Source organism: Bacillus sp. FSL R7-0685, from assembly GCF_038002425.1.
Lineage (GTDB): Bacteria > Bacillota > Bacilli > Bacillales > Bacillaceae > Bacillus > Bacillus subtilis.
In genome coordinates this window covers 3,564,029-3,576,604 of sequence record NZ_JBBOCN010000001.1, presented here as the reverse complement: position 1 = coordinate 3,576,604, position 12,576 = coordinate 3,564,029, and the positions used below count along the sequence as shown (strand labels likewise).

Below are 12,576 nucleotides of genomic sequence, written 5' to 3'. Positions count from 1 at the left end.
AAAAACGTTTCATAAAAGAACACCCCGAGCTTGCTCTGGGTGTTCTTTTTTTTGATATTTTTTCAGTTATTTACAGGCGATATTTTGTAATCATAAGGTCTTTTTGACTAGTTTCTTCTATTTAAATAGTCCTTCTCTTCAGCTGGGACGAATCAGTGTGAATTCTTCCCCCAGCTTGGCATAGTGATTTCCCGCCAATCGTGAGGCAGGCTTTAATTCATCCGTTAAAATATATCCCTTTTCTGCATCATACACCTTTTCATCTAGGTGGAAGCAGACAACTCTTCCGATGAGCAGATCTGCTGTAGTGATGCCTTGATCATTGTCAAAGGTAATATGCCGCTCTAATTTGCACTCAAAGCGAACGCGGGCTTCCTTAATGCCGGGAACTGAAACAGCTTTGCTTTCAACAGGATGAAGCGAGGTGCGTGTAAGCTCGCTTTCATCCGGCCTTAAGCTTGCAGCTGTTTCATTGATATCTTCAATGATGGCTTCATCACTGACATGAACGACAAATTCTCCGTTCTCCACTGCGTTTCGCGCTGTATCTTTTTGGCGTCCTTCCGTCCTGTTAACAGAAATACTGAGAAGCGGAGGATCTGAGCTGACGACGTTATAAAAACTGAAAGGCGCGGCATTGACCGCTCCTCCTGAAGAAAGTGTTGTCACAAATGCAATGGGGCGGGGAATAACGGTACCTGACAATAGCTTGTATGTGTCTTTGGCACTAAGCTGATCAGCTTGAAATATGTACATAGCAACAACCACCTTTATCGTTAGGATACCTTGATTATAACGAAATGGTTTAAAGGAAACCAAATGATGCGGGTTGCATATGTTATGTCATGACATATATCTAATACAGGGCAAATAAAAAAATAGGCTTCCGTACCTCCGCCGGCAGCCTATTGAAACAATGAAAACTTAGATTATTTGTATTTCTTTTTGACTACCCAGCAATTGCCGTCTTTCCAGTATTCTTTTTTGCTGTCATAATCATCGTGTCTTTTGTAGTCGTCGCAGTGGTGGTGCGGTTTTTTGTAGTATTTCTTATGGGAACGATAAGATTTTTTGTGTGTGCGGCATGACTTTTTATAGCTGCGAGATTTTTTCTTGTGAGAACAGTATGACTTTTTGTAGCTGCGAGATTTTTTGTAAGAACGGCAAGATTTTTTATAGCTGCGAGATTTTTTGTAAGAACGGTAAGATTTTTTATAGCTGCGAGATTTTTTGTGAGAACGGTACGATTTTTTGTGGCTGCGAGATTTCTTGTGAGAGCAGTATGATTTTTTGTGGCTGCGAGATTTTTTGTGAGAACAGAATGATTTTTTGTGACTGCGAGATTTTTTGTGAGAGCAGTATGATTTTTTATGGCTGCGAGATTTTTTGTGAGTGCGGTGCGACTTTTTATGACTGCGTTTTTTTCCATGAGGCTCTTGGTATAAATAATCCTTTAAACCTTCTTTTTTTGCGGATTTCACCGCTTCTTCGATGTCAGAATGGGAATAGTGGCCCAATTTGAAATCCTCCTTTTAAAAATATGTTAAGGATGAAGATCCTTACTACCCTCATAGTACGCGCGGTTTTAAAAAGTGTATAAGTGTTCCGCTGAGATCTTATAAAAATAAAAGCCTAAAATTTGTAAGGAGGATTATGGATGAAGAATCAATCCAATTTACCGCTTTATCAGCTGTTTGTTCATCCAAAAGACTTGCGTGAATTAAAAAAGGATATATGGGACGATGATCCGGTGCCAGCTGTGATGAAGGTAAATCAAAAAAGGCTGGATATTGATATCGCTTATCGGGGATCACATATCAGAGACTTCAAAAAGAAGTCATACCATATTTCCTTTTATCAGCCGAAAACATTCCGCGGCGCGAGAGAGATTCACTTAAATGCGGAGTATAAAGACCCTTCCTTGATGAGAAACAAATTGTCTCTGGATTTTTTCTCGGAGCTAGGGACACTGTCTCCAAAGGCAGAGTTTGTGTTTGTAAAGATGAATGGGAAGAATGAAGGGGTTTATCTTGAACTTGAATCCGTAGATGAATATTATTTGGCGAAAAGGAAGCTGGCTGATGGCGCGATTTTTTATGCGGTGGATGATGATGCCAACTTTTCTCTGATGAGCGATTTAGAAAGGGAAACGAAAACATCGCTGGAGCTTGGATATGAAAAGAAAACAGGGACTGAGGAGGATGATTTTTATTTACAGGATATGATTTTTAAAATTAATACGGTCCCTAAAGCTCAGTTTAAGTCAGAAGTGACAAAACACGTGGATGTCGACAAGTATTTGCGCTGGCTTGCCGGTATTGTATTCACCTCGAACTATGACGGGTTTGTCCACAACTACGCATTATACAGAAGCGGGGAAACCGGATTATTTGAGGTGATTCCTTGGGATTATGATGCGACTTGGGGCAGGGATATCCATGGAGAGCGGATGGCTGCCGATTATGTAAGAATTCAAGGATTTAATACACTAACCGCCCGGATATTGGATGAATCCGAGTTTCGCAAGTCCTACAAGCGCCTGTTAGAAAAAACGCTCCAATCTCTTTTTACAATAGAATATATGGAACCGAAAATCATGGCGATGTATGAACGGATTAGGCCGTTTGTCCTCATGGACCCGTATAAAAAGAATGATATTGAGCGTTTTGACCGTGAGCCGGATGTGATCTGCGAGTATATTAAAAACCGTTCACAATACCTCAAAGATCATTTAAGTATTTTATGAATGCGTGAAAATGGGTATTCGCGGAAAAAGCGACAATTAGGCTATTGAATTAGTTCAACAAATAAATGTGACACGTATATATGCAGTATGTTTATCATCTATGTATAAGTGACTAGGAGGAATTTGAATGAGCAAGAGGAGAATGAAATATCATTCAAATAATGAAATATCGTATTATAACTTTTTGCACTCAATGAAAGATAAAATTGTTACTGTATATCGTGGAGGTCCGGAATCTAAAAAAGGAAAATTAACAGCTGTAAAATCAGATTATATAGCTTTACAAGCTGAAAAAAAAATAATTTATTATCAGTTGGAGCATGTGAAAAGTATTACTGAGGATACCAATAATAGCACCACGACAATTGAGACTGAGGAAATGCTCGATGCTGATGATTTTCATAGCTTAATCGGACATTTAATAAACCAATCAGTTCAATTTAACCAAGGGGGTCCGGAATCTAAAAAAGGAAGATTGGTCTGGCTGGGAGATGATTACGCTGCGTTAAACACAAATGAGGATGGGGTAGTGTATTTTAATATCCATCACATCAAAAGTATAAGTAAACACGAGCCTGATTTGAAAATAGAAGAGCAGACGCCAGTTGGAGTTTTGGAAGCTGATGATTTAAGCGAGGTTTTTAAGAGTCTGACTCATAAATGGGTTTCAATTAATCGTGGAGGTCCGGAAGCCATTGAGGGTATCCTTGTAGATAATGCCGACGGCCATTATACTATAGTGAAAAATCAAGAGGTGCTTCGCATCTATCCTTTTCACATAAAAAGCATCAGCTTAGGTCCAAAAGGGTCGTACAAAAAAGAGGATCAAAAAAATGAACAAAGCCAGGAAGACAATAATGATAAGGACAGCAATTCGTTCATTTCTTCAAAATCATATAGCTCATCAAAATCATCTAAACGATCACTAAAATCTTCAGATTATCAATCATCCAAATCTGGTCGTTCGTCACGTTCAAAAAGTTCTTCAAAATCATCTAAACGATCACTAAAATCTTCGGATTATCAATCATCCAAATCTGGCCGTTCGTCACGTTCAAAAAGTTCTTCAAAATCATCTAAACGATCATTAAAATCTTCAGATTATCAATCATCAAAATCATCTAAACGATCACCAAGATCATCAGATTATCAATCATCAAGATCACCAGGTTATTCAAGTTCAATAAAAAGTTCAGGAAAACAAAAGGAAGATTATAGCTATGAAACGATTGTCAGAACGATAGACTATCACTGGAAACGTAAATATTAATAGATAATGGAGGAGCATCAGATTAAGTGATGCCCTTTTTCAGTTAAAGGAGGAGAATCGTGAAAGGTTTGAATCAATTTCTTAACACAGATGTTGAGGTTGTCATTTCAGGAGATACAAGGTTTGTCGGCACCCTTATAGATATCGGACAGGATATTTTTGTTATTTTTGATGGCTGCAATTATCTTTATATTCCCTTGTTGCATCTTCATCAAATGAACAAGGCGAAAATAGTGACCAGTACTGAGAAGCCATTTTTGATCAATCCGGAAGATCCAATGATAGAGGCAGAAACTCAAGCTTTTTCATATAGAAATACATTAAACAAGGTCAAAGGCCAGTTTATTGAAGTTTATGTAACTGGGGGTCGATCGATCCATGGGTATGTTACAAATGTTTTAAACGATTATATTGTATTTTTCTCACCTGTATTTAAAATACTTTTTATATCTATGCATCATTTAAAATGGTTTACCCCTTATTCAACTGAACAAACACCGTACACTCTTGACAACTCACAATTGCCTGTCATGCCTTCCAAAGTTCCTCTTGTGCGTAATTTTGAGGAGCAGATCAAAAAAAATATTGGTGAATTGGTCATATTTGATATGGGAGAGGTGCCAGAAAAAGTTGGTCTATTAAAGGATGTCTCTAATAATATCATTGAGCTTATTAACGCAAATGGAGAGCCAATCATTTGGAAGTTAAATCATCTAAAGACAATGCATCTTCCCTAGTGTATGCAAAACTGCCCTCTTGAATAGCAGAAGGCAGTTTTTCGTTTCATACTGTGCTAAAGAAATAACCAACTGATCCAAAAATATAAACATGTTAACGTAAAAAGAACAGTCAGCGGAATGATGATAATGGTCGTTTTTATATATTCGCCCCATGAAATACTTTCATCATGCTGTTTTAATATATGCATCCAAATAAGCGTTGCTAAGGTTCCCATAGGTAATAATAATGAACCGATATCACTGCCGATAATATTTGCCAAGTAGATGATTTTTGTTGTTGAAGGATTCAGGGTCATTTCAGTTAAGGTAAAAGTACTGATCATTAACGCTGGATGGTTGTTAAAGAGATTAGAAAAAACTGAAGTAGAGATACCTGATGCGAAAGTTGCATGGGCGAGGCTTCCAGAAACCACAGGTTCAAAATAATTCACAAGTAACTCTGTGAATCCAATATTATGCAGACCATAAATTAAGACATACATAGTAAAAGCGAATATAAAAATGTGCCAAGGCGATTTATATAACAAGTCTCTTGGGGAGGTTTTGAAATAAATCCATCTCCAGCTCAACAGGATAAAAGATCCGATGACAGCGACTAGAGGAACAGAAATACCGGTATATGATGCTGCAAATAGACTCATTCTGACGAGAAAAACAAATGCAAGCACAAACAACATGATTTTTGTTTGATTTCGTTCTGGTAAAGGAGCTGATGGCGAATGAAGAGGATGGTACCTTCTATGCCGCAGAGACTGAAAATGGCCCGGTATATCTGGCAGGTTCTTGGGAAGACGTTTATAAAAGAACATAAACAGTAGACAAGTCATAAAAATGAGTCCCATCATACTAGGGACAAACATCATGGCGGTGTGAAGATATAGATCCATTCCAATGATTTTGAGAGAAATTAAATTAACAATATTACTTACGCCAATCGGTGCGCTAGAGGCTGTGGCTATTAAAACACCGCTTAATAAATATGGGGCTTTTTGATGTTTTTTTAAACCTAAATATTTTAGTACAAGCAAAAGGATTGGAGTTGTGATCAAAATGCTCCCATCATTATTAAGGAAAATGGTCATGAGAAAGCAGAGCAAATTGGTTAGCCAAAAAAGCTTGATGCCTGAACCCTTGGATTGTTGAAGCAGTTTTGCAGCCACCCAATAAAAGAAACCAAAGCTTTCTAGTGCAATGGCCATAATCATAGTGGCAAGGATTGTAACCGATGCACCCGTGACTTTTGTTCCGATTTCCCCTAAGTCTGCCAATGACACACTTCCGCACAATAAAACCATTAAAGCGCCAAATGTGGCGGGGATAGCTTCATTTAGTCCTTTTGGTCTCCAGAAAATAAAAATCATTGTTACGAAAAAAGCGAGCAATGTGAATATGCCGGTGAACTCAATAATTTACTTCACCTCTCTATCTTTCATTTTTAAAATCAAACTAATGTCCTGCGCTTACTGATGTCCTTGCCAACTATTTGTACTGTATGTATACGTATACTGATATAAAGTTGTACTAAGCGATTATATTAAATTAATAAAAATTCCATAAGAATCCCAAAAGAAAAAAGAGATTGCAAGTATTGTTCATGTACCTGCATCACTCTCTTTAGTTCTTGTCTGCTGACAATTTGAAATATGAATAAAATGCTTTATAAGCGGATTATGATTGTCTTTGCGGTAAGCGATAACCCATTCTGCATTAAGCTGTATTTGGTCCATTTTTCGATAAGTAACATCCAAATTAAATAATTTTTTGGCTGAGGAAGGAACAAATGTCATACCAATTCCGGCACTGACTAAACCAATCACCATTTGATATTCTGTGGCTTCCTGGACAATGTTGGGTCTGAAGCCCGCTTGTTCACAGAACTGAATAAAATCCATGTATAGAGTAGGCCATGCTTCTTTAGCAACAGTAATAATTGGTTCATCTCTTAAATCCTCAATCGTAATTGATTCCTTAGAAGTCAATGGGTGTTGCTTAGGCAAAGCTAAAACACAAGGGCTGCTTTGGGCGGTTTCGATATGTAAAGCTGTATGCTGTAAGGGAGGATGAAGTATACCAATATCAATGTTGCCCTTTAGTAGCTCCTCCTGCTGCCTAGACGAGGATATTTCACGCAGTTCTATTTTCACAGATGGGAATTTTTTACGATATTCCCGGACAATCGGCGGCAGAAATTCATATGTAGCTGATCCGACAAAACCGATTACGAGAAGGCCTTGCTCGCCGCGGGCCGTCCGCTGTGCCAGTTCAATTCCTTGTCCGATTTGCATCAATGCCATGCGGCAATGATTTAAAAAGATTTCTCCTGCTGCGGTAAGCTCGACAAATCGTTTTGTCCTTTTCAGAAGCGTAACTCCGACTTCTTCCTCCAGCTGTTTGATCTGCTGGCTGAGAGGAGGCTGCGTCATGTTCAGCCGCCGGGCAGCCTTTCCGAAATGAAGCTCTTCGGCTACTGCGATAAAGTATTGAAGATGGCGAAGCTCCATTCAATATGCATTCCTTTCCATAGGTTAATAATTCGTATTACATATTAATCATAAGGCGAATCGATATTGGAGGTCAATTTCCAAAGAGTGTATAGTGAAACTTATCACAAGATATTTAAAATTTTACGTTTAAAATGCATAATAAGGAGTGAGGGTGTTGACAAAAGCAACAAAAGAACAAAAATCCCTTGTGAAAAACAGAGGGGCGGAGCTTGTTGTTGATTGCTTGGTGGAGCAAGGTGTCACACATGTATTTGGCATTCCAGGTGCAAAAATTGATGCGGTATTTGACGCTTTACAAGATAAAGGACCTGAAATTATCGTTGCCCGGCACGAACAAAACGCAGCATTCATGGCCCAAGCAGTCGGCCGTTTAACTGGAAAACCGGGAGTCGTGTTAGTCACATCAGGACCGGGTGCCTCTAACTTGGCAACAGGTCTGCTGACAGCGAACACTGAAGGAGACCCTGTCGTTGCGCTTGCTGGAAACGTGATCCGTGCAGATCGTTTAAAACGGACACATCAATCTTTGGATAATGCGGCGCTATTCCAGCCGATTACAAAATACAGTGTAGAAGTTCAAGATGTAAAAAATATACCGGAAGCTGTTACAAATGCATTTAGAATAGCGTCAGCAGGGCAGGCTGGGGCCGCTTTTGTGAGCTTTCCGCAAGATGTTGTGAATGAAGTCACAAATACGAAAAACGTGCGTGCTGTTGCAGCGCCAAAACTCGGTCCTGCAGCAGATGATGCAATCAGTGCGGCCATAGCAAAAATCCAAACAGCAAAACTTCCTGTCGTTTTGGTCGGCATGAAAGGCGGAAGACCGGAAGCAATTAAAGCGGTTCGCAAGCTTTTGAAAAAGGTTCAGCTTCCATTTGTTGAAACATATCAAGCTGCCGGTACCCTTTCTAGAGATTTAGAGGATCAGTATTTTGGCCGTATCGGTTTGTTCCGCAACCAGCCTGGCGATTTACTGCTAGAGCAGGCAGATGTTGTTCTGACGATCGGCTATGACCCGATTGAATATGATCCGAAATTCTGGAATGTCAATGGAGACCGGACAATTATCCATTTAGACGAGATTATCGCTGACATTGATCATGCTTACCAGCCTGATCTTGAATTGATCGGTGACATTCCGTCCACGATCAATCATATCGAACACGATGCTGTGAAAGTGGAATTTGCAGAGCGTGAGCAGAAAATCCTTTCTGATTTAAAACAATATATGCATGAAGGTGAGCAGGTGCCTGCAGATTGGAAATCAGACAGAGCGCACCCTCTTGAAATCGTTAAAGAGTTGCGTAATGCAGTCGATGATCACGTTACAGTAACTTGCGATATCGGTTCGCACGCCATTTGGATGTCACGTTATTTCCGCAGCTACGAGCCGTTAACATTAATGATCAGTAACGGTATGCAAACACTCGGCGTTGCGCTTCCTTGGGCAATCGGCGCTTCATTGGTGAAACCGGGAGAAAAAGTGGTTTCTGTCTCTGGTGACGGCGGTTTCTTATTCTCAGCAATGGAATTAGAGACAGCGGTACGACTAAAAGCACCAATTGTACACATTGTATGGAACGACAGCACATATGACATGGTTGCATTCCAGCAATTGAAAAAATATAACCGTACATCTGCGGTCGATTTCGGAAATATCGATATCGTGAAATATGCGGAAAGCTTCGGAGCAACTGGCTTGCGCGTAGAATCACCAGACCAGCTGGCAGATGTTCTGCGTCAAGGCATGAACGCTGAAGGTCCTGTCATCATCGATGTCCCGGTTGACTACAGTGATAACATTAATTTAGCAAGTGACAAGCTTCCGAAAGAATTCGGGGAACTCATGAAAACGAAAGCTCTCTAGCACTCTGCGCATCACGACACTGTTTTATGAACAGCACTAAATAAAAGGAGTGAAGGGAAATATGAAACGAGAAAGCAACATTCAAGTGCTCAGCCGTGGTCAAAAAGATCAGCCTGTGAGCCAGATTTATCAAGTATCAACAATGACTTCTCTATTAGACGGAGTATATGACGGAGATTTTGAACTGTCAGAGATTCCGAAATATGGAGACTTCGGTATCGGAACCTTTAACAAGCTTGACGGAGAGCTGATTGGGTTTGACGGCGAATTTTACCGTCTTCGCTCAGACGGAACCGCGACACCGGTCCAAAATGGAGACCGTTCACCGTTCTGTTCATTTACGTTCTTTACACCGGACATGACGCACAAAATTGATGCGAAAATGACACGCGAAGACTTTGAAAAAGAGATCAACAGCATGCTGCCAAGCAGAAACTTATTTTATGCAATTCGCATTGACGGATTGTTTAAAAAGGTGCAGACAAGAACAGTAGAACTTCAAGAAAAACCTTACGTGCCAATGGTTGAAGCGGTCAAAACACAGCCGATTTTCAACTTCGACAACGTGAGAGGAACGATTGTAGGTTTCTTGACACCAGCTTATGCAAACGGAATCGCCGTTTCAGGCTATCACCTGCACTTCATTGACGAAGGACGCAATTCAGGCGGACACGTTTTTGACTATGTGCTTGAGGATTGCACGGTTACGATTTCTCAAAAAATGAACATGAATCTCAGACTTCCGAACACAGCGGATTTCTTTAATGCGAATCTGGATAACCCTGATTTTGCGAAAGATATCGAAACAACTGAAGGAAGCCCTGAATAAAAGAAAAAAAGAAAGCCCCTTTTACAGGGCTTTCTTTTTATTTGGCTCTTTTCCTGATTTTAGATAAAATAACATCAAAACAGTAAAGGTGTGGTCTGATGAAAATATTGGTTTTGGCAGTTCATCCTCATATGGAGACCTCAGTTGTCAATAAGGCGTGGGCTGAGGAATTGAGTAAACACGACAATATCACAGTACGTGATCTTTATAAGGAATACCCGGATGAAGAAATAGATGTTGCGAAGGAACAGCAGCTGTGCGAGGAATACGATCGGATTGTCTTTCAATTCCCGCTATATTGGTACAGCTCTCCGCCGCTCTTGAAAAAATGGCAGGATCTTGTGCTGACTTACGGCTGGGCTTTTGGTTCAGAAGGAAATGCCTTGCATGGCAAGGAGCTGATGCTGGCTGTATCAACAGGGAGCGAAGCGGAAAAATATCAAGCGGGCGGAGCAAATCATTACTCGATTAGTGAGCTATTGAAACCATTTCAGGCCACGAGTAATCTGATCGGCATGAAGTATCTGCCTCCATATGTGTTCTATGGCGTGAATTATGCAGCTGCAGGGGATATTTCTCACAGTGCAAAACGGTTAGCCGAATACATCCAGCAGCCTTTTGTTTAAAAATCCGGCAGCTCAGACAGGTTATTTTCCTTGATGCCGTCCGGTTCACTTCGCAAAATGTCACGCCCGTATTTATGGAAGACATCAACATGAGCGAGTTTTCCTGATTTTGCTTCTGACAGCGCAGTAGGATAGTCGAGCTCTCTTCCTGTATTGGTTTTCACTGCGATAATATTGTCTTCCTCATTTCTTCTAACCGCAATAATTTCTTCTTTTCCAGATGGAACATTTTCTTGATCGACAGTTGTTTGCCGGGCTTTATACGATTCATATGCTGCTTCAAATTGATCCATATTTACACCTCCGCTTTTTAGCGTGAACAAAAATGTTGATGATCATGTAAGGTTTCGACACAGCATACGACAATATTTCCTGAGAAATATCTTGGGAATGTGACAAATCAATTCATAATAAAAGGGATTCCGCATTTATGCGGAATCCCTCTCAGTTATTTTGTCATGTGTAAATCCTTTGTTTTCATATAACCTGTCGCACCGCCGTAATCAACGAATACCCAATCAAAATCAAAACCGCCTTTATTCGTTTTACTCCAGCCTAAAAAAGAAACGCTTGTGTCTGCTGGAAGAGTCTTAATGCTCTTTCCATCAGCGGATGTATATACTTTTGTTTTTGTTTTGGTTTTTACCGTTGTCGCTGCTTTTACAATGTAATGAGTGGAGACAAATCCTATTTTTCCGTTTTTATACTGAACCTTTGCCCAGTCAGCATTTGAGAAGGAAATCAGCTTTAGGCTATCTCCTAAGTGCAGCGTATCGGCTTTTTGGCTTGATGCGGAAGCCTTCGTTCTGACATTTAGAGCCTCTGCTGATACCAAATAAGAATCAATCGGATAACTGTATAAATCATCAATGCTTACCGTTGTTTCTGGCTGTTGAGCATGGATCGTGCCAGCGCCGCCAGCAGCCGCCGCAGTCATTCCAGCCGCAAGTGCTAATGTTGAAAATAGTTTTGTTGGTTTGTTCATGCCGTTCCTCTCCTCACGTAAGAGAAATAATTCATTCTATATCTCTATTCACGTTATCGCAGGTTCCTAAACATCAGACAATTATTTTTGTGTTTCTAGTTTGAGAGGCGCGGATATTGTTTTTTGCACTTTTTTCCCGTGCAAAATATCATCTGCTGCTTCTGTAGCCAATTTACCGATTAATTCAGGCTGCTGAGCGACGGTGGCTGACAGCTTTCCGTTTTTAATGGAAGCGAGCGCATCTTTATTGCCGTCAAAACCGATCACCAATATGTCTTTCCCCGAGCTGTTAATTGCCTCGAGAGCACCGAGCGCCATTTCATCGTTGTGAGCAAAAACAGCTTGGATATCAGGATGTCCCTGCAGCAGGTTTTCCATGACAGTCAGGCCTTTCGTGCGGTCAAAGTCAGCTGATTGTTTTGTGACAACTTGGAGTTTTTGGTCTGCGATGTTATGGAATCCTGAGCCGCGTTCCCGTGTGGCAGATGCGCCGGGGACGCCTTCAAGCTCTGCCACCTTTGCTCCTTTTCCAAGTTTGTCGGCAATAAACGTCGCGGCCATTTCACCGCCTTTTACATTATCGGAAGCAACGAGGGTTTCAACTTTTCCTTGTTCGGCAGATCGATCGATTGTTACGACGGGCACACCGACTGCGTTTGCAGATTCTACTGCCGTTGAGATCGCCGAAGAATCAGTCGGGTTGATTAATAATGCATCAACACCTTGCTGAATTAAATCTTCCACGTCACTCGTCTGTTTCGATGAATCATTTTGTGCATCAACAATGATGACTTTCATTCCCCGTTTTTTAGCTTCTTTTTCGATACCCTTTTTTAATGAGACAAAAAAAGGATTATTAAGTGTTGAGACGGACAAGCCAATGGTGAATTCCTTTTTGTTCCCCGAGTTTGACGGCTTTGCCCATTGGGGAGGCTCAAGCGAACAGGCGGTTAACAAAAATAATGATAACGTTAAAATGACGGATACAGCCTTTTTCATGTGAAAACCC

The 12,576-nt window shown here is 40.6% G+C and carries 13 protein-coding genes; 6 read left to right on the top strand and 7 right to left on the bottom strand.

The features are described from left to right. Positions 1–138: 138 nt before the first annotated feature. Positions 139–756 (bottom strand): flavin reductase family protein, encoded by a 618-nt coding sequence (locus MKY50_RS18570; RefSeq protein ID WP_003227852.1) that lies wholly within the window; start codon positions 754–756, stop codon positions 139–141. 173 nt (positions 757–929) lie between these two features. Continuing rightward, positions 930–1,517, bottom strand: a complete 588-nt coding sequence (cotG, locus tag MKY50_RS18565) for a spore coat protein CotG (RefSeq protein ID WP_010886627.1) — start codon at positions 1,515–1,517, stop codon at positions 930–932. 140 nt (positions 1,518–1,657) lie between these two features. Between cotG and cotH the strand changes: the two genes are divergently transcribed. The 3 genes from cotH to MKY50_RS18550 all read left to right on the top strand — a co-directional run bounded on the left by cotH (position 1,658) and on the right by MKY50_RS18550 (position 4,753). Continuing rightward, entirely contained in the window at positions 1,658–2,746 is a 1,089-nt protein-coding gene (gene cotH / locus MKY50_RS18560; protein ID WP_015251067.1) for a spore coat protein CotH, read from the top strand. A gap of 127 nt (positions 2,747–2,873) precedes the next feature. Beyond that, positions 2,874–4,016: a spore coat protein CotB gene (cotB, locus tag MKY50_RS18555; RefSeq protein ID WP_069322948.1), complete on the top strand. Its 1,143-nt coding sequence runs from the start codon at positions 2,874–2,876 to the stop codon at positions 4,014–4,016. Positions 4,017–4,075: 59 nt separating this feature from the next. After that, positions 4,076–4,753, top strand: coding sequence for a DUF2642 domain-containing protein (locus tag MKY50_RS18550; RefSeq protein ID WP_069322947.1), 678 nt, complete (start codon positions 4,076–4,078; stop codon positions 4,751–4,753). A gap of 56 nt (positions 4,754–4,809) precedes the next feature. Here the strand turns inward: MKY50_RS18550 and MKY50_RS18545 are convergent, their stop codons facing one another. After that, positions 4,810–6,138: an arsenic transporter gene (locus tag MKY50_RS18545; RefSeq protein WP_029318749.1), complete on the bottom strand. Its 1,329-nt coding sequence runs from the start codon at positions 6,136–6,138 to the stop codon at positions 4,810–4,812. Positions 6,139–6,348: 210 nt separating this feature from the next. Next, positions 6,349–7,257 (bottom strand): acetoin biosynthesis transcriptional regulator AlsR, encoded by a 909-nt coding sequence (alsR, locus tag MKY50_RS18540; RefSeq protein ID WP_003227859.1) that lies wholly within the window; start codon positions 7,255–7,257, stop codon positions 6,349–6,351. 157 nt (positions 7,258–7,414) lie between these two features. Between alsR and alsS the strand changes: the two genes are divergently transcribed. The 3 genes from alsS (at position 7,415) to MKY50_RS18525 (ending at position 10,582) form a co-directional block, all read left to right on the top strand. Beyond that, positions 7,415–9,127 carry an acetolactate synthase AlsS gene (gene alsS / locus MKY50_RS18535; protein ID WP_014478171.1) on the top strand — a complete coding sequence of 571 codons (1,713 nt, stop codon included), beginning with the start codon at positions 7,415–7,417 and terminating at the stop codon, positions 9,125–9,127. 61 nt (positions 9,128–9,188) lie between these two features. Continuing rightward, positions 9,189–9,956 carry an acetolactate decarboxylase gene (budA, locus tag MKY50_RS18530; protein WP_003244457.1) on the top strand — a complete coding sequence of 256 codons (768 nt, stop codon included), beginning with the start codon at positions 9,189–9,191 and terminating at the stop codon, positions 9,954–9,956. Between the two features lie 98 nt (positions 9,957–10,054). Beyond that, positions 10,055–10,582, top strand: a complete 528-nt coding sequence (locus MKY50_RS18525) for an NAD(P)H-dependent oxidoreductase (RefSeq protein ID WP_017696598.1) — start codon at positions 10,055–10,057, stop codon at positions 10,580–10,582. On the opposite strand, the gene MKY50_RS18520 is transcribed toward MKY50_RS18525, so the two are convergent. The 3 genes from MKY50_RS18520 to rbsB form a co-directional block, all read right to left on the bottom strand. After that, positions 10,579–10,875, bottom strand: coding sequence for a DUF3892 domain-containing protein (locus MKY50_RS18520; RefSeq protein ID WP_003227867.1), 297 nt, complete (start codon positions 10,873–10,875; stop codon positions 10,579–10,581). The two genes, MKY50_RS18525 and MKY50_RS18520, sit on opposite strands and share 4 nt — an antisense overlap. 155 nt (positions 10,876–11,030) lie before the next feature. Further along, a complete protein-coding gene (locus MKY50_RS18515) occupies positions 11,031–11,567 on the bottom strand; it encodes an SH3 domain-containing protein (RefSeq protein ID WP_017696599.1) in 537 nt (178 codons plus the stop codon). Between the two features lie 81 nt (positions 11,568–11,648). Next, entirely contained in the window at positions 11,649–12,566 is a 918-nt protein-coding gene (gene rbsB, locus MKY50_RS18510) for a ribose ABC transporter substrate-binding protein RbsB (RefSeq protein ID WP_015251072.1), read from the bottom strand. Between the last annotated feature and the right edge of the window lie 10 nt (positions 12,567–12,576).